General features: G+C 28.0%; 14 protein-coding genes. 12 read left to right on the plus strand and 2 right to left on the minus strand.

Annotated features, from left to right (window positions below; translation table 11 throughout):
- From ACKTTQ_RS04960 to purD, 9 genes are read left to right on the plus strand one after another with little or no spacing between them, the layout of a single operon-like run.
- Positions 1-735 carry a class I SAM-dependent methyltransferase gene (locus tag ACKTTQ_RS04960; RefSeq protein ID WP_408048558.1) on the plus strand — a complete coding sequence of 245 codons (735 nt, stop codon included), beginning with the start codon at positions 1-3 and terminating at the stop codon, positions 733-735.
- A complete protein-coding gene (locus ACKTTQ_RS04965; RefSeq protein WP_408048559.1) occupies positions 736-1,989 on the plus strand; it encodes an oligosaccharide flippase family protein in 1,254 nt (417 codons plus the stop codon).
- Positions 1,983-3,221 (plus strand): O-antigen ligase family protein, encoded by a 1,239-nt coding sequence (locus tag ACKTTQ_RS04970; protein ID WP_408048560.1) that lies wholly within the window; start codon positions 1,983-1,985, stop codon positions 3,219-3,221. Before ACKTTQ_RS04965 ends, ACKTTQ_RS04970 begins: the two co-directional genes overlap by 7 nt.
- Positions 3,218-4,273 (plus strand): glycosyltransferase family 4 protein, encoded by a 1,056-nt coding sequence (locus ACKTTQ_RS04975; protein ID WP_408048561.1) that lies wholly within the window; start codon positions 3,218-3,220, stop codon positions 4,271-4,273. Before ACKTTQ_RS04970 ends, ACKTTQ_RS04975 begins: the two co-directional genes overlap by 4 nt.
- Positions 4,266-5,630 (plus strand): O-antigen ligase family protein, encoded by a 1,365-nt coding sequence (locus ACKTTQ_RS04980; RefSeq protein ID WP_408048562.1) that lies wholly within the window; start codon positions 4,266-4,268, stop codon positions 5,628-5,630. The genes ACKTTQ_RS04975 and ACKTTQ_RS04980 overlap by 8 nt, the downstream gene beginning before the upstream one ends.
- A complete protein-coding gene (locus tag ACKTTQ_RS04985) occupies positions 5,623-6,738 on the plus strand; it encodes a glycosyltransferase (RefSeq protein ID WP_408048563.1) in 1,116 nt (371 codons plus the stop codon). Before ACKTTQ_RS04980 ends, ACKTTQ_RS04985 begins: the two co-directional genes overlap by 8 nt.
- A gap of 3 nt (positions 6,739-6,741) precedes the next feature.
- Complete coding sequence (locus ACKTTQ_RS04990; protein WP_408048564.1) at positions 6,742-8,097, plus strand: exopolysaccharide biosynthesis polyprenyl glycosylphosphotransferase; 1,356 nt, start codon at positions 6,742-6,744, stop codon at positions 8,095-8,097.
- A gap of 4 nt (positions 8,098-8,101) precedes the next feature.
- On the plus strand, positions 8,102-8,875 hold the full coding sequence (locus tag ACKTTQ_RS04995) for a glycosyltransferase (RefSeq protein WP_093869454.1): 774 nt from the start codon (positions 8,102-8,104) through the stop codon (positions 8,873-8,875).
- 54 nt (positions 8,876-8,929) lie between these two features.
- Complete coding sequence (gene purD, locus ACKTTQ_RS05000; RefSeq protein ID WP_408048565.1) at positions 8,930-10,204, plus strand: phosphoribosylamine--glycine ligase; 1,275 nt, start codon at positions 8,930-8,932, stop codon at positions 10,202-10,204.
- A 68-nt stretch (positions 10,205-10,272) separates the two neighbouring features.
- On the opposite strand, the gene aspS is transcribed toward purD, so the two are convergent.
- Positions 10,273-12,027: an aspartate--tRNA ligase gene (gene aspS, locus ACKTTQ_RS05005; RefSeq protein WP_093869452.1), complete on the minus strand. Its 1,755-nt coding sequence runs from the start codon at positions 12,025-12,027 to the stop codon at positions 10,273-10,275.
- A gap of 144 nt (positions 12,028-12,171) precedes the next feature.
- Between aspS and ACKTTQ_RS05010 the strand changes: the two genes are divergently transcribed.
- The 3 genes from ACKTTQ_RS05010 to ACKTTQ_RS05020 all read left to right on the plus strand — a co-directional run bounded on the left by ACKTTQ_RS05010 (position 12,172) and on the right by ACKTTQ_RS05020 (position 14,622).
- Positions 12,172-13,428 carry a Kelch repeat-containing protein gene (locus ACKTTQ_RS05010; protein ID WP_408048566.1) on the plus strand — a complete coding sequence of 419 codons (1,257 nt, stop codon included), beginning with the start codon at positions 12,172-12,174 and terminating at the stop codon, positions 13,426-13,428.
- Positions 13,429-13,472: 44 nt separating this feature from the next.
- Positions 13,473-14,171, plus strand: coding sequence for a M50 family metallopeptidase (locus tag ACKTTQ_RS05015; RefSeq protein WP_093869450.1), 699 nt, complete (start codon positions 13,473-13,475; stop codon positions 14,169-14,171).
- A 103-nt stretch (positions 14,172-14,274) separates the two neighbouring features.
- Positions 14,275-14,622: a HopJ type III effector protein gene (locus ACKTTQ_RS05020; RefSeq protein WP_093869449.1), complete on the plus strand. Its 348-nt coding sequence runs from the start codon at positions 14,275-14,277 to the stop codon at positions 14,620-14,622.
- A 534-nt stretch (positions 14,623-15,156) separates the two neighbouring features.
- Here ACKTTQ_RS05020 and ACKTTQ_RS05025 read toward each other — a convergent pair.
- Positions 15,157-17,961 (minus strand): fibronectin type III domain-containing protein, encoded by a 2,805-nt coding sequence (locus ACKTTQ_RS05025; RefSeq protein ID WP_408048567.1) that lies wholly within the window; start codon positions 17,959-17,961, stop codon positions 15,157-15,159.
- Positions 17,962-18,392: the final 431 nt, after the last annotated feature.

The following is an 18,392-nucleotide window of genomic DNA, read 5'->3' on the forward strand; positions in this document are numbered from 1 at the left end:
ATGTTTGAAAAAAAAACTATTCATTATCCTAATTTTTATGAAGATGAGTTCCATTTAGAATGGCATATGAGTCGTAATGAAAGATATGCTTTTATAAAACTACTGGAGAAAATTAAACCTAAAGTTGCTATTGAGATTGGTTGTTTTAAGGGAGGAAGTTTAGAAATATTAAGTAAGTATTGTGAAAAGGTTTACTCAATAGATATTGATCCTTCAGTTAAAGACAACTTGGAAGGGAAATTTGAAAATACAGAAATTCATATAGGAAAATCTTTAGAGTTGATTCCAGAAATTTTAAGAAAGATAGATGAAAAAGGTGAAGAGCTAGAGTTTGTTTTAATAGATGGAGAACATACTTTTAATGGAGTTAAAAATGATATTACACATTTTTTAAAATATAAACCTAAGAAAAGTATTTACATTGTTTTTCACGATAGCTTTAATCCTATTTGCAGAAAAGCAATTAAAAAAGCACCTTATAACTCTTCTCCATATGTTCATTACGTAGAAGTTGATTTTATTAGTGGTGTTTTTAATCCTAATAAACTATATAGACAAATGTGGGGAGGATTGGCTTTAGTGTTATTAAAGCCAGAAAAAAGAAATGGAGACATCATTATAAATGAGTGTCAAAAAAAACTTTTTAATACTGTTTATTGGCAATCAATTCATTTGATAGCTGATAGATTACAGTTTTTAAAACCACTATATAAAAAGCTAATACAAAAAAAATAAGTGTCAATTTTTTCGTTAATACAAAAACATAAATCTTTAACAAGTAATTTTTTTCATTTATCCTTTATAAGGCTTTTAAATATTAGCACTAAGTTTTTTTTAGTTGCATATTTAGTAAGAGTTTTAGGTGAAAAAACATTTGGTTTGTTAACATGGTCTGAAGCCATTTTACAATATTTTATTGTTTTTATAAATTTTGGTTTTAATCTTTACGGTGCTAGGTATATTGTTAATTATAAGAATGATCGTAATATGCTTAATAAAGCTATTTCAACAATTTATATAATTAAAGGACTTGCTTTTTTACTTAGTTTGGTTTTGTTAGGGGCATTATTTTATTTTAATTCATTTAATGCTAATTATAAAATATTATATGTGTTATTAATAGCAACTTTAGGTGATTTACTGTTTCCTATATGGTATTTTCAAGGTACAGAAAAAATGAAACTTTTGTCAAAACCTGTTTTAATAGCAAAGTTATTATTAATATGCGTAACATTTTTTTTAATTGGTAGTTCAGAAGATGTTTTAGTTTACACATTTTTATTTGCAATATCACAAATTTTAATGGGTACACTTGGTTTTATAACACTAAAAAAAGATATAGGCTTTATTTTTAAAATTCCAGAGAAGAGCTTTATTCTAGAAGTAACAAAAACAGCAAAATATTATTTATTAGGAAATATATCTATGCTTATATTTAATGCTTTGACTATTTTTATTATTGGATATTATCTTACTATGGAAAAAGTAACTGGTTTTGATGTTTGCCTTAAAATAGTTTTTATATGTATTTTACCTTTTGAAATTTTACAAGCTGTAGTATTACCAATAATTACAAAATCACAAAGTAAAACAGAGTTAAAAAAATATTTCATTTTAAGTTTAGTACTAGGTTTTACTCTTTATTGTATTTTATTTTTTCTTGGAGATAATTTATTATTACTATTTGGAGGAGAAAACATTTTAAAATACTCAGATACATTAAAAAAAATGTCACTATTATTATTAACAGTTCCAGCAACGTTTATTTTAGGACAATGTGGTTTTGTAGCTTTTGGTAATGATAAACGGTATAACTTTTCCTTAACTGTTGTTGCCATTATATATTTTATAATAGTAATAGGGTTGATTTTAAGTAAAACATTAAGATTTGATACTATTGTATGGTTAAGGGTTTTTTCTGATTATTTATTGTTTGGAATTTTAGTTTTTCAAGCTTTTAAGACTAAAATATTTTATATAAAATGGTAAAAAGGTTGTTTTACATATTTCTTTTACTAGCTCCTTTTACTAGTTTTTTTGCTATATCTCCTTGGTTAAGACTTCCTGTTGTTGTAAATATAGTATTACTATTAATAACACTAGTTTCTTTTTTGAAAGTAAAAAAGATTAAACTTAAAGGAGTAAAAAAAGAAGATTTATATCTTATTGTATTTTTAGTTCTAGTATGGGTAAGCTTTTTGTTGGGGTTTAGAGAAAAAAGAAGCTTTAATCATTCATTAGCATACACATATGCCATTTTATTATATTTCTTCTTAGTTAAATCGATTATACAGTTTTATAAAATTAGTTCTATTAAAATTGCGAGACCTATTTATTTATCTTTTTTAATTTGCTCGGGGATAATAATGATAGATTTTGTAGGAAAAAATTTTTTTGGAATTAGTTTTAGACAAGTTTTTTCAACTGCTGATGGAATGATAAGCAATATGGATTATTATATTAGAGCTGGACTTTATAGAGTTGGAGGAGTAGCAGAAGAACCTGGTAGTATGGCTTTGTTTTATAATGTCTATTTTGGAATAGCTATGTATTATTTACACCAAAAAGAAAAAACATTCATGTATAAGTGGTTACTTTTCATATTTATTGTGTGCCATTTTATGATGTTTTCAAATGCAGGAATAGCACTTTTTTTAATAGCTGGAATTCTAGTTTTTACTTTTAATAGATTAAAAAGATTCACCATAACAAAAAAACAATTAAATCTAATTTTATATGGTACAATTATGATTGTTTTATCATTTATAGTTGTATTAGTTTTTGATGCAGGTAACTTAAAAACATCGCTAAATGATTTTCTAAATAAAATTTTGTTTAGTGAATCTCATATGTCTTATTCTTCAAGTGGTCAAAGATTAAAACAATGGTATAGGGCAATTATGAATTTTGTTAAGCATCCAATTTTAGGAAATGGCCCTGGATATGGTGTTGATGAAGATGCTGAAGGGTATTTAAGTATGTATTTAACTTTTTTGTCTGATATTGGACTAGTAGCCTTTATTTTCTTTATTGGTTTTCAAGAGACTATAGTAAAAAAGGTATTAAGTCTTCCTGAAAAAGTAAGGAGTTTTTTATTGTTTAGTATAATCACTTCATTTTTACATTTAATAATCGTTTCTGATTTTTATCATGCACCTTTTTGGATTTTATTAGCTTTTATCCAATTAGTTTATACTGAACATAAAGAAGAAAAAGTATGAAAATAATACATGTAATTACGTCTTTTGGAATTGGAGGTGCTGAAAAACTTCTTTTAAATGTTATTAATCAACAAATAGAAGAACATGAAGTATATTTAATTTATTTAAAACCTATAGATGATTTAATACATTTAATAGACGATAGGGTACAAGTAAAAAACATAGTATTATCTTTTACAATAATTAGTAAATTAAAAACGTATTTTAAAACTATTAATCCTGATATTATTCATACTCATTTAGGACATGCAGATTTGTTAGGAATGTGGAGTGCAAGAAATGTACAAGCTAAGGTTTTTTGTACAATGCATAATATTTATTTTAAAAAAAATATGCTAGACATTTTATTTTTTAAGATGTATTCTTATTTATTTAAAAACAAAAATATAGATGTCAATGTAATAGCTATTTCTAAAGCAGTAAACAATCATGTGGTTGATGTATTGAAGTTACCGATCGATAAGTCTTATTTACTATATAATGCTATTCCATTTAAAAAAATAGAAAAAAGAAAAGGAAAAGGCGATAAAACACACTTGTTATTTGTTGGACGGTTGGAAAAACAAAAATCAATATCAACGTTATTAAAGGCGATATCACACATTAATAATAATGAAATTGAAGTGACAATTGTTGGAGACGGGAAACTAAAAACTGAATTACAGCAGCAAGTATTAGACTTAGGTTTAAATGGACAAGTTACTTTTGAAGGAAAACAAAAGGATACTGATAAATATTATAAAAGTGCAGATATCTTTATACTTCCATCTATATGGGAAGGGTTTGGTATTGTAATTTTAGAAGCATTTAGAGCAAAATTGGCTGTAATTGCTAGTAATATTGAAGGGCCAGCTGAATTAATAAAACATGCTAACAATGGATTGTTATTTGAACCAGAAAATTATATTGATTTAGCTAACAAAATAACTATGCTGTTTAATGATAAGAAGTTAAGAGGTGTATTATCAGTAAATGGTTTTAACACGTTTAGTGAAAATTTCCATATAGAACCATATGTTAAACGATTAAATGACATATATATAAATGCGTAGTTTATTAAATAATATTTATACAAGAAAATACATTTTAGATGTATTTTCTTTAATGCTTTTTATTTCGGTTTCTATTTGTTTTCAAGAGAGTTATAAGTTGGCATTTTTTTTAGTTATAGGAATAAGTATTTATCAGTTTTATAGATTGAAAAAAGAAATAATCACTAAAAATTACTTCTTTACAACTTATTTTTATTTATTAATATATTCTTCAGTGTTTTACGGAAGTATGCATAAAATTATATTAATAATTCTTTTAGTTTTTTTTTGGTTTTTTATTAAGAATGAAAACAAAGAAAAGGAAAAACATAAAAATTATTACCCAGAGATATTAGTATTAGCTTTATTTGGGTTAATTTTTCTTAGTACACTTGTTTTTACTCCACGATTAAAAAATATAGATATATACATATACTATTTGTTAATTCCTTTACTATTTATAAATATTAAAAAAAATGGATTTCAATTTTCAGTTTTAAAATCCATGAAAGTTTTAATAACATCAATATTAATAGTAAGTTTTTTATTGTTTTTTATGAATTTATACTTTAATACTTTTTCAATGAGTATTAATACTTTTTTTTCTAAATATTTAGAGGTAACTCATGTGTATTATGGAATGTTTTTAGGGATTTGCATATCTTTTATTTTAATATTAAACCTTAATAAAAATAATTATATAAATGTTTATGTAGATGCCTTAATTGTAATCTTATTTTCTTTATTATTGCTTTACATTGGAGCAAGAATTTCCTTTATTGCCATTATGTTTGTTCTTCTAATCTTTGCTTTTCAAAAATTAACTTTATCTATGTATTTTAAGACTCCTTTGTTTTTTATAGTACTATTTAGTTTATTGTTCTTTGGAGGTAAAACCCCTCGTTTTCAGAAAGGGATAAGAGGTATAGAAAAGGTATATGAATCTGTAAAAACAAATAATAAAAAAGATATAGTTGCTAATTCTTGGAGTAATATGTATCAGCGATTTTTAGTAACAAAATACACTATTGAAGAAATTAAAAATCATTATGTTTTTGGAATAGGTATTCAAAATGTAGCGACTAAGATTAGTAAAAAAATTAGAAAAGACGGTTTTATTTATTTCGAAACCATAAATCCACATAATCAGTATTTGCATTTTATGGTAGGTTTAGGTATTTTCGGATTTATCTATTTTATTTATATGTTGTGTGTGTTTTTAAAAGGAACTACAAATTTTACCTTTTTATTTATTTTGTTTTTTTTAATAACAATGCTAACAGAGTCTATATTAGTACGTGGAAAAGGAATGTCTTTGTTTTTTCTTTTCACTTTAAGTTTTTTAATGAATAAAACCTTTAATACTGTAAATGATTAAAATTCTTCATATAGCAAAACCTATAGGTGGGGTTGGAGTTTATATTCAATTACTTACTAAACACTTACAAGCAGAAGAGTTTTGTAATGTACTGCTGTGTAATAAAGAAGATAAAATAACCACTTTTAAAAACAGTTCAGAAGAAAAAATAGAAACGTTTCATATTAATTTAAATAGAGAAATAAAACCATTAAGTGACATCAAATGCTTAATAGATATAATTAAAAAAATAAGAAAAATAAAACCCGACATTATTCATTGTCATAGTGCTAAAGCTGGTATCTTAGGAAGGTTGGTTGGAGCATATTTAAAAATACCAACATTATATACTCCTCATGCATACTCCTATTTAAGTACAAACTCTAAATTTAAAAAACATACATATAAGCAAATTGAAAAAGCGTTTAAATTCTCTTCTGCTAAAACGTTGTGTTGCTCTTTATCAGAGTATAATAGAACAGTAAATGATTTAAATTTTAATAAAAAAAATGTCTTGTTATGGAATAACTCAATAGAAGATGTTGCTAATGTAGTTGTTAAAGAATCTGGATACAGTTTACCCCAAAAGTATATTTGTACAATTGGAAGGCCGTCATATCAAAAAAACACAGAGTTATTAATTAATACAATTGTTGAAATTAAGAAACAGAGAAAAGATATCCATTTAGTTGTTTTGGGGGTTGGTTTTTATTCGCCTTCTTTAGTTAAAATTAAAGAGTTAATAAAAAATAAAAATTTAGAAAGTAACATTACATTAGTTGAATGGATAGAGAGAAAAAAAGCTCTGAGTATTTTAAAACAAGCAGATTTATACATTTCAACCTCTAGATATGAAGGATTGCCATATGCAGTTATTGAAGCATTAGCGTTAGGTAAGCCTTGCGTAGTTACTAATGTTGATGGTAATAAAGACTTAATTGAAGATAATTTTAATGGTTTTAAAGTAAAAAAAGACAAGAATGAAATAGTTGATAAAGTACTTACATTAATTAATAATGAGGAGGAGAGAGAAAGAATGGGAGTAAATTCAAGGAAATATTTTGAAGAATCTTTTAAAATAGAAAAGAATATAGGCTTATTAGAAGAAATATATAAATCTATGAAGTAAAGAATGGGAAAAAGATACTCAAAATACATAAATTCTCTATTTCTACTAAATGATATATTAATCATTAATTTAGTGGTATTTCTAATTAATGATCAAGAATATTTGCAAATTCATTTTTTAGGCTATGCTTCTTTATTCTGGATTTTATCTTCTTTGTTTACTGGTTTTTATAATGTATATCGCTTCACTTCTTTATTTAAGGTTTTAAGTCTTATAATAATCCAGTTATCTATATTTACTTTAGGGTATTTCTCATACTTTTCAATTTTTAGAGAAGGAGAAATAGTAAACAATCAAGCAAATGTTTTACTTACTATTTTTTTATCAATAACTATATTTAAGTTCTTAGGTATTTTCTTGTTAAAAAAATATAGAACCTATGGTAAAAACTATAGAAAAGTAATTGTGTTAGGATATGATAGCTCAGCTAAAAAATTAATTAATTTATTTAAAAAAGACAAAGAGTTAGGATATGAATATTGTGGTTTTTTTTCTGATGAATCACAAGGAAGCAATGAGCATATAGGAACTATAGAAAGTAGCTTGAAGTATGTTATAAAAAATCAGATAGATGAGATATATTGTTCATTAACTGAATTAACAGAAAAACAAGTAAAAAAAATAACAAAGTTTGCTACAAAAAAAAACAGGGTTGTAAAACTAATTCCAAATGCAAACGAACTGTATAATAAGAACACTACTTCTGAATATTATGGAGGTTCTACAGTAGTTTTAAAGGTAAAAAAAATGCCTTTCGAATTGATTGAGAATAGGATAATAAAAAGAAGTTTTGATATAGTGTTTTCATTGTTAATTTGTTTGTTTGTAATGTCTTGGTTATATCCTTTATTATTTATTTTAATAAAGTTTGAGTCAAAAGGACCAGTGGTTTTTAAACAAAAAAGAGAGGGGTTATATGGAGGAGAGTTTGTTTGTTATAAGTTTAGGTCAATGCGTATAAATAGTATGGCTGATAAAATTCATACAAGTAAAAATGATACGAGAATTACTAAGGTTGGAGCATTTTTAAGAAAAACAAGTTTAGATGAATTTCCTCAGTTTTTTAACGTTTTACTCGGCTCAATGAGTGTTGTAGGCCCACGACCACATATGAATGAACAGTCTTTTAAGTTTACTAAAGAGGTTAGAAATTATATGAAAAGAAAATCTGTTAAGCCAGGTATTACTGGATTAGCACAAGTAAGTGGTTATAGAGGAGAAATTACCAATAGAATTGATATTGAAAATAGAGTGAGATTTGATATTTTTTATATTGAAAATTGGTCACTTATGTTAGATGTAAAAATAATATTTCAAACAGTTTTTAACGTTTTTAAAGGAGAAGATAAAGCATATTAGAAATTTGAAAAAACAAGTAATCATATCGGCTTCAATTGTTTTATACAAAGAAGATATTAATGAGTTAAAAAAAACTATTAATAGCTTTTTATCATCTCCTATATCAAAAAAATTATATTTAATAGACAATACAAAGAATTCTCTGTTTAAAAATGAATTTAAAAATGATGAGATAATTTACATTGAAAACAAAAAAAACCTAGGCTTTGGTAAAGGACATAATCAAATAATTGAGACTATTACTGACTACTCAAAATATCATTTAATTTTAAACCCAGATGTAGTTTTTAAAAAGGAGGTTATACCTAATTTAATAACTCAATTAAACATAGATACTAATGTTTCAATGATTGCTCCTAAAGTATTGTTTCCAAATGGAGAACACCAGTTTTCATGTAGAAGATACCCTACTATTATTGAGTTATTAGTAAGGCGATTTGGATTGTTAAAACCGTTGTTTTTTAGTCGTATTAAAAAAGGGCAATATAGAAATAGAAACCTATCTAAACCATTCTATCCTGAATATATAACAGGTTGTTTTCAATTATATAAAACAAAAGATTTTGTACAAATAAAAGGTTTTGATGAGCGTTATTTTCTATATATGGAAGACATAGATATTTGTAAAAAAATTGACTTTATAGGCAAAAAGAAACTGTATTTTCCAGAAGTAGAAGTGTATCATATTCTTAAGCAAGGATCTTCAAAAAAAATAAAATTACTTTTCTACCATTTATCATCTGCAATAAAATATTTTAAAAAATGGGGAATAACTTAAAAACAACCCATTTACACACAGTATATTTGCATTACAAAATAACAACACACAACAATGAATATTTTAATATTAGGTTCAGGAGGTAGAGAACATGCCTTTGCTAAAAAAATTTCAGAAAGTAATAAGATAACTAACTTATATGTAGCCCCAGGAAATGCAGGTACAGCTACAGTTGCCAAAAATTTACCAATTAACCCTACAGATTTTTTAAAGGTAAAAGAAACTGTTTTACAACACGAAATAAGTATGGTTGTTGTTGGGCCTGAAGCACCTTTAGTAGAAGGGGTTCACGATTTTTTCTTAGCAGATAATGAGTTGAAAAAAATTCCTGTTATTGGACCTAAAAAAGATGGCGCTTTGTTAGAAGGAAGTAAAGATTTTTCTAAACAATTTATGGAAAAACATAATATTCCTACTGCAAGATATCAATCATTTACTAAAGATACTTTAAAAGAAGGTTTTGCTTTTTTAGAAACATTGAATCCTCCATTTGTATTAAAAGCCGATGGGTTGGCAGCTGGTAAAGGTGTTTTAATTCTTAATGAGTTAGAAGAAGCTAAAACTGAATTAGAAGAAATGTTATCTAATCAAAAGTTTGGAGAGGCATCATCAACAGTTGTGATAGAAGAATTTTTAGATGGAATTGAGCTTTCTGTTTTTGTTTTAACTGATGGTAAAAGTTACAAGATATTGCCATCAGCAAAAGACTATAAGCGTATCGGAGAAGGAGATACTGGATTAAATACGGGAGGAATGGGAGCAATCTCTCCAGTTCCTTTTGCAGATGAAGCATTCTTGCAAAAAGTAGAAGAACGTGTGGTTAAACCTACGGTAATTGGGTTACAGAAAGATGGAATAGATTATAGGGGGTTTGTTTTTATAGGATTAATGAATGTAGATGGAAACCCACAAGTAATTGAATATAATGTTCGTATGGGAGATCCTGAAACTGAAGTTGTGTTACCTAGAATTCAATCTGATTTGGTAGACTTGTTTGAAGGTGTAGCAAATCAAACTTTAGAGAGTAAATCATATGAAGTAACAAATCAAATTGCAACTACAGTTATGTTGGTTTCAGGGGGGTATCCTGAGGCATATGAAAAAGGAAAAGAAATAACAGGTTTTGATTCTGTTAATGATTCTATTGTTTTTCATGCAGGAACAACTGAAAAAGACGGAAAGGTTGTATCTAACGGAGGTCGTGTAATGGCAGTTACTTCTTTTGGAGACTCTATAGAAGAAGCATTAGAAAAATCATACGCAAGCATTGATGAAATTTCATTTGAAAAGATGAATTATAGAAAAGATATCGGATTTGATTTATTATAAAATTAAATCAATACATAATAATAAAAAACCTGTTCTAATTTTAGAACAGGTTTTTTATTTTAAGTTATTTATTCTTTTACATTAAGTTTAATACTTAACTCTTCTAACTGTTCATCATTCAATGTAGCTGGTGCATCAATCATTACATCACGACCAGAATTGTTTTTTGGAAAAGCAATAAAATCACGAATAGTTTCTTGTCCTCCTAAAATAGCAACCAAACGATCTAAACCGAAAGCTAAACCACCATGTGGAGGTGCTCCATATTCAAAAGCATCCATTAAGAAACCAAACTGTTCTTTAGCTTCTTCTTCAGAAAATCCTAGATGCTTAAACATAATTGCTTGAGTTTCCTTATCGTGAATACGAATAGATCCTCCTCCAATTTCATTTCCATTTAACACCAAATCGTATGCATTTGCTTTCACTGCTCCTGGATCAGTATCTAACATTTCTAACTGACCTGGTTTTGGCGATGTAAATGGGTGATGCATTGCATGATAATGCCCAGTCTCTTCGTCTAGTTCTAATAAAGGAAAATCAATTACCCATAAAGGTGCAAATTCGTTTGGTTTACGTAAACCTAAACGTTCTGCCATTTCCATACGTAAGGCACTTAATTGTGCTCTTACTTTAGTAGTATTACCAGATAAAATACAGATTAAATCTCCTGCTTTAGCTCCAGTAGTTTCAGCCCATTTAGCTAAATCTTCTTGGTTATAAAACTTATCTACAGATGATTTAAAAGAACCATCCTCGTTGCATTTTACATATACCATTCCTAAAGCTCCTACTTGCGGACGCCTTACCCAATCAATTAATTTATCAATTTCTTTACGTGTGTATGATGCTCCACCAGGAACGGCAATACCAACCACTAATTCAGCATCATTAAATACTTTAAATTCTTTATGTTGAGCAACCTTATTTAATTCACCAAACTCCATTCCAAAACGAATGTCTGGTTTGTCGTTTCCATACAAACGCATTGCATCATCAAACAACATTCGTGGGAATTTATCAACCTCAACACCATTAATCTCTTTTAGTAAATGACGTGTCATTCCTTCAAAAATCTCTAAAATATCTTCTTGTTCAACAAAAGCCATTTCACAGTCTATTTGTGTAAACTCTGGTTGACGATCTGCACGTAAATCTTCATCTCTAAAACACTTTACTATTTGAAAGTATTTATCCATTCCACCTACCATTAGCAATTGCTTAAAGGTTTGAGGTGATTGTGGTAATGCGTAAAATTGACCAGCATTCATACGTGAAGGAACTAAGAAATCGCGTGCTCCTTCTGGAGTAGACTTTATTAAATATGGAGTTTCAACATCTATAAATCCTTTGTCAGATAAATACTTACGAACTTCCATTGATACTTTTGAACGGAAAATTAAGCTGTCTTTAACTGGGTTACGACGAATATCTAAATAACGATATTTCATTCTAATATCTTCTCCACCATCTGTTTCATCTTCAATAGTAAAAGGAGGTAATTTAGCTTCATTTAATACTTCTAATGTAGCAACTAATACTTCAACATCACCAGTATTTATATTTGAATTTTTAGATTGACGCTCAATTACTGTTCCTGTAACTTGTACTACAAACTCACGACCTAAAGTTTTAGCCTTCTCCATTAACTCTTTAGAAGTACGTTCTTCATCGAAAATTAACTGTGTAATTCCGTAACGATCACGCAAATCTACCCAAATCATAAATCCTTTATCACGTGATTTTTGTACCCAACCAGAAAGGGTTACTTCAGTATTAATGTGCGATGCTCTTAACTCGCCACAAGTATGCGTTCTGTACATTGTATTCTTGTTTTAGAAGTTGCAAAATTACGGATTTTAACTTTTTACTTCAGAATATTTTATTAGATATTTAGGTATAATTTTTGATGCTTATTTTTTATGAAAAAATTGCCATTTATCTTATTGCTATTTCAATGTTATTTATTGTCAAGTCAAAACAGAGTTTTAGTTCTTTTTGATTCAATTCAAAAGAAACCCATAAAGAATGTTCATGTCAAATACAAAGGCAATGTATTTATTTCTGATAGTATAGGAAATGTTACCGTTCCGAATTTAAAAACAGGAAAATTTTATTTTTCACATATTAAATATTTAGATAGAACAATCGTTTTAAGTCAAAAACTAAATGACACTATTTTTTTAATTGAACAAAATAATAAACTTTCTGAAGTCTTAATTTCATATAAAAAGAAAAGAAAATTAACCTTTGAAACGCTACCTGAGCTAGAAAAGGGAATACATAGTTTCGCATCTGTTTTGTATGAGGGTAAAATTTATGTTTTTGGAGGAGACAAATCAATTTTAAAAGATGCAGCTACTATTGCTTTAAAAGAAGCTAGTGAATCAAATACTCCCATGAAAAGTCTTCTTCTTTATAAAAGTTATATAAGTTATAGTAGTACTATTTACGTCTATACTATAAAAACAAAAAGATGGTCAAAACTTAAATCAAAAACTCAACCTAAAGCAAATCATAAAGCAGTTTTAATACAGAATAAAGTGTATTTGATAGGAGGAAAAAAAATATCAAGAAATAAAGAAAGGGAATACTTAACGGATAATATTGAAGTTTTTAATCTTATTACTAAACGTAAAGAAAAATCATTAAAAAATAAACACAAAGCAGTTAATCAAGGAGTTTCAAGATTTGGAGATAAAATTATATTATTAGGTGGATCCGTAAAACGTTTAAAAAGTGGAAAACAAAAGTTTTCTAATGATGTAACACTTTATGACACGAAACAAAACAAGTGGAGAATATTGGGTAAATTGCCTGATCCTAAAGAAACGGAAAGTGTTAGAATAAAAGAAAAAGTTTATCTAATTGGAGGAAATAATAATAAGAAAATAGATAAAATAACTTCTTTTAATTTAAGAACTGGAAAGTGGAGAGTTGAGAAAAGACTACCGAATAAAATGAGTAAACCAGCTATTGAAGTTAATGGAAACCTTATTTATATTTTTAGCGAATCAAATGTTTATGTCTTTAATACATTGAATTCTTCTTTAAAAGAATTTAAAATTAATTTATTATATGAATCTTGTGAGATGTTTTTATCGGAGGGTTATTTATATTTACTTGGAGGTTATGAAGTAGATCCTTTACAAAGAGTTCCTTCAAAGAAAATGTTTAGAATTAACCTAAAGGAATTTGAAACTACACGATTTAAAACGTTTTAAGTAAAAATATTAAAATTACTTTATAAGTAAAACTCTCTTAAAAAATGACTAAACAACTTAATTATATTATACTAGCTACGGCCATAATTGTTTTTTTATTGTTACAGTTGCCCTATTTTACTACTATTCAATATCCTTTTAGATTACTGGGAACTTGGTTTCATGAAATGGGCCATGGACTTACTGCAATATGTACTGGAGGTAGTTTTAAATATTTAGAAATTTATGAAAATGGAGGAGGTGTAGCGTATTTTACATTAACTAACAGGTTTTTACCCTTAAATATAGGAAAGGCTATTACTGCAATGGGTGGTTTATTAGGTCCGGCAATAGCTGGAGCACTATTAATAGCTGGAGCAAAAAATGCAAGAAGTGCTACCATATTATTGCGATTATTAACAGGTATGATTATTCTTTCATTACTGGTATGGATTCGATCATATTGGGGAGTTATTGTATTAGGAGCTTTTGCTATTGTTTTTGTGGGAATAACATTTTTGAAAAACAAAAATATAGAAGTTGGAACATTACTGTTTTTAGGACTACAATCTATTTTGAGTAGTTACCTTCAATTAAACTATTTATTTACGAAACAGTTTAAAAGGGGAGGTCAAATTCAAAACTCAGACACACAAGCTATTGCAGAGAATACTATTGGTACATATTGGATGTGGGCTATAATTATAATACTTATTAGTTTTTATTTGGTGGTTAAAAGTATTCGATTCTATTTTAGAAAATAAAGGCATCATTTTTAACGAGACTAAAAAGTATGTGTAAATTTTCTATTTGCTCGTTTTCTACTAGTAGTTTTTGTTTTTTTGTAACAAAACTTATACTATCAAAATGACTTTAGAATCTTTTATAAAAAAACTAAAAAACACACCTTCTCAAATTGTGTTTTCAGAAACGATTTCTACTATTGAAGCGCTATATAATTTTAATGCATCTGCATTTACAAATGGAAATTTACAAAATAGTAAAACTGAAAATTTAGGATCTAGTAAAGTATTAGCTTTTGGAATGAAACAACAATTTACAAAAGAGGAGACTTTAGCTTGTTTTGGACAATATTATTTTAAAGATGTATTAGAAAATCCAAATGGTACTGATCATCAAAATATACGTAATTTTATGAATACAGGTTTTGAGGGGGTCTCTTTTGAAGATGAAGTTTTGACTAAGAAAAATTAAGAATTTTACTTTTTTTTGAGCTTGTTTAAAAGAGTATATACTATAATATATAGAGTACTACCTAATAAAAAATAAATTAGAAACCCTTGTAATAGTATTTGATTAGTAATTGTTACTCCTTCTATGTATGGAATTATTATAGCTGATATTAAAAAAAGAAGTGCGCCAAAAATAATTCCTTTAGTGATGTTGTTTTTCATATTATTTAATCAATTTTATGCAAATCTTCTCTGTTTTTTTAAATAAACAAATTAACATTCCTGTCAAATATAACACATTTAAAAAAGTTAAGGAATTTACTTTTTTTGAGTTTTCTAATAAAATAAGTTAATGTATTTCATTAAGAATTAAATTTATTATTAATTCTGAGGAAGAAAAAAAAGCAGTTTAAAGCGATAAAACTTTAGAAGATATATAAAGTGTAGTAATGATATAAAATAATATCAGTTAGTAAATTATAAAGCCCCAACTGTTTAATAGTTGAGGCTTTAATTTTAGATTAAAAAAGGGGGGACTACTTATTAATCAGTTTAACTACTCTTTTATGAATTTTATTATATGGTGTTCTTTTTTGTTTTTAAATTCAAAAAAGTAAATTCCTTTAGGTAGTTTTGAGATATTAATACTTTTAGTTGCCTGTCCTGATTTAACTACTATCCCCGTTACATTTAAAACACGATACTTTGCATTTAATAGTGATGGAATTTTAATGTTTAAAAAGTTAGTTGCAGGATTTGGAAAAACTGTAATATCAGAAGAAGTACTACTGTTTATCGAAAACTCTCCCCAGTCATCTCCCCAGTCACCTTTGGTAAATTCAAAAATTTCGTTACTACTGTCAGAAATATTACCTGCTGCATCTTTTGCTTTTACAGAGAATTCGTAAAATGTATCTGCTGTTAAACCAGAAACATTATAAGTAGTAGCTATTGTTGTGCCTATTTTATTCGTACCTTGATATACATCATAACTTGTTACTGCTACGTTATCTGTAGAAGCTGTCCAATTTAAAGTTAATGTTGTTTTTTCAACTTTTGCTGATGCTAAATTAGATGGTGCTGTAGGTGCTTGAGTATCTTTTTCAGCCGCATCTTTTTTAGTTGTTACACTTAATTTGTTACTACTGTCAGAAACATTACCTGCCGCATCTTTTGCTTTTACAGAAAATTGATAAGCTGTATTTGCTGTTAAACTTGTTACATTATACGAAGTATTTGTTGCAACTCCTAACTTAGTAGTTCCTTGGTACACATCGTATCCAGTTACAGCAACATTATCAGTTGAAGCTGTCCAGTTTAATGTTAATGTAGTTTGCTCAATATTAGTTGCTTTTAAGCTTGCTGGAGCTGTTGGTGCTTGAGTGTCTTTAACTGGAGCAGCCTTCGTTGTAAAGTTAATTACTGAACTATATGCTGAATTCTTAGTAGCACATTTACTACGTACTTGAACATCGTATTTAGTTTCAGCTGTTAAACCTACAATTTTATAATTGTTTGTCGTTGCTTCTTTAGTTGTCCAGTTTGTAGTACCTGATTTACGGTACCCCATATTATACTTAGCTCCTGCTACAGCAGACCATTCAATTTTAGCTTCAGTATTTGTTATATTATTAGCAACTACATTTGTTGGTACAGTAGCATTACAAACAATCGGGGCTCCTTTTAACCCTGTTACAATTAAAGAATAGTTTTGGCTATTACCTGTTAATGTTCCTTTATGAGATACCGTAATTGTATATGTACCTGATGCATTTACAACATCTACTCTTTCGTAAGGATCTACTTTATTGTCTCCTTTTCCGTTTGTTGTTACTCCTGTTAATCTCCAAGGACTATAAGTTGTTCCATTTTTAGTGATTTTTAAATCTAAATCGTTCACTAAAATAGCTGTTGATTGGTTCGCTTTTTCGGTAGCAGTACCTGGTCTGTCTGTCCATGATATAGAAGCCAATAAAGGACTTTTACCATCAGACTCAACAGTTAACGTATATGTCTTTCCCGAAGCTAATGTTAATTCTTTGATTTGTGTTTCTTTACCTCTTTTAGTAATTACTTCAGCTGCAGCTTTAGCATTTAATAATCCCCATCCAAAAATTGCATCTGGTCCTTTTGAACCTGCATCGTCTGCTGTATGTAATGCTAATCCTTTTAAGGTAGCTGCTTTCATAAAGCTTCCGTTGTTTTTGTTTTTGTAATGTTGTTGTAATAATAATAAAGAACCAGTTACATTTGGTGCTGACATTGATGTTCCTGTCATATCAACATAATCATCTGTTATTTTGCCATCGCTTTTATTTTGCCCTGTTGCTTTATCATAACTAGGGAAGTGAGTAGCTGAATATACTCCTGATCCGTTACCTGTAATATCTGGCTTAATACGTAAATCATCCGTTGGTCCTTCACTACTTGAACTATGAATTGATACTGAGATTAATTTTCCGCTTGTATCAACATTTGCATCTTGTGCATTTGCTACTACTAAATTATTCTTAGCTGTTGAATGTCCTGATAATTTATCATAAGCTGATTTTCCATCTAATGGTTTAGCATTAGAACTATCATCTTCTCCATCATTACCCGCTGCTACTACCATTAAATAATTTGGTGCGTTAAACATTACTTCATCCCATTCACGAGCAACTGTAATATATGCTCCAAAATAGTAATCTGGAATTTGTCGTGCTCCATAACCATAAGAGTGGTTAGAAACAAGCATTCCTTTTGCAACCTCCTTAAGTGCTTCAGCTTTATCGTTATTCCAGTCATTTCCTATTGCAGTTGCATGTGGTGCCATCCCTTTTGCTTTTGCTACTTTACCAGAGGCTACAATTGTAGCTGTTACGTGTTCAGCATGGAAGTTAAGTGTAGATGAACCATCACCAACAGATACTCTGTTATTTCCTCCTGCTCCATCATACTCTTGGTGATCTTTGTTTGGTACTCCACCATCCCATACATACGCTTTCATTCCTTGTCCTAGTAAGTTTAATCCTAATGAACCTCCGTTATGTAAATGGTTTGTTCTTGTTGATTTTGCTGCATCAACATTAAAAGTTGTATAGTAAATTGGTTGCCCATTTACAACTTCTTGAAGCTCCATAAATGTACCATCCTTCTTATAGATAGTAGTATCCCATCCTTTTTGTTTGGCTATTTTAAAAGCTCTTTGTTTTTTTGATAGAGCTTTTTTCTGATAGGCTTTCTCGATTTTTTGAAGTTTCCCTAAATCGTAATTTTTACGTATAGATTCTACTTCTCTTTTGTTTTGCGATTGTACTTGATAACTAGTTCCTAAAAGAACCGACGAAAGGACAAAAGCCCTTAAATAGTTTTTTTTCATTTCTGAAGGGTTAATTAAAATGTTAAATTATTTCGATTCAAAACTAAATAACCCTCTTAAAAAAAAAGTTCAGTTTTAAAATACTAACTCAAAAAATAAGTCCATATTTATAAATGTTTACCTTAAACAATTACTCATTAAACTCTTTAAAAACCAACGGAATGAAGATGTTTAACTACACACTAAGTACTAATTAAAATGAACCCATTTTACTTTTTATTTCAGGTTTTGAAGAGTGCGTTTTTATAATATGAGGTAAATAAAAGTGATTAGAAAGATTTTTTAAACATTAGAAAAAGGAAATTGATTTAATTTTTAAAGAAGTAATGAGTTCTCTATAGGAACATTAATATCTGAATATCGAATAATTGAAACTTAAGATGATACACTAGTTTATTCTAAAAATAATTGAAATAAAAGTAGAACCTGTT

Origin of the sequence: Tenacibaculum halocynthiae (assembly GCF_964512825.1) — a bacterium.
GTDB lineage: Bacteria > Bacteroidota > Bacteroidia > Flavobacteriales > Flavobacteriaceae > Polaribacter > Polaribacter halocynthiae.

Bases quoted from the DNA above. Each gene is read 5' to 3' on its own strand.
- ACKTTQ_RS04960 (WP_408048558.1), top strand. From the start codon at position 1: ATGTTTGAAAAAAAAACTATTCATTATCCTAATTTTTATGAAGATGAG.
- ACKTTQ_RS04970 (WP_408048560.1), top strand. From the start codon at position 1,983: ATGGTAAAAAGGTTGTTTTACATATTTCTTTTACTAGCTCCTTTTACT.
- ACKTTQ_RS04975 (WP_408048561.1), top strand. From the start codon at position 3,218: ATGAAAATAATACATGTAATTACGTCTTTTGGAATTGGAGGTGCTGAA.
- ACKTTQ_RS04980 (WP_408048562.1), top strand. From the start codon at position 4,266: ATGCGTAGTTTATTAAATAATATTTATACAAGAAAATACATTTTAGAT.
- ACKTTQ_RS04985 (WP_408048563.1), top strand. From the start codon at position 5,623: ATGATTAAAATTCTTCATATAGCAAAACCTATAGGTGGGGTTGGAGTT.
- ACKTTQ_RS04990 (WP_408048564.1), top strand. From the start codon at position 6,742: ATGGGAAAAAGATACTCAAAATACATAAATTCTCTATTTCTACTAAAT.
- purD (WP_408048565.1), top strand. From the start codon at position 8,930: ATGAATATTTTAATATTAGGTTCAGGAGGTAGAGAACATGCCTTTGCT.
- aspS (WP_093869452.1), bottom strand. From the start codon at position 12,027: ATGTACAGAACGCATACTTGTGGCGAGTTAAGAGCATCGCACATTAAT.
- ACKTTQ_RS05015 (WP_093869450.1), top strand. From the start codon at position 13,473: ATGACTAAACAACTTAATTATATTATACTAGCTACGGCCATAATTGTT.
- ACKTTQ_RS05020 (WP_093869449.1), top strand. From the start codon at position 14,275: ATGACTTTAGAATCTTTTATAAAAAAACTAAAAAACACACCTTCTCAA.
- ACKTTQ_RS05025 (WP_408048567.1), bottom strand. From the start codon at position 17,961: ATGAAAAAAAACTATTTAAGGGCTTTTGTCCTTTCGTCGGTTCTTTTA.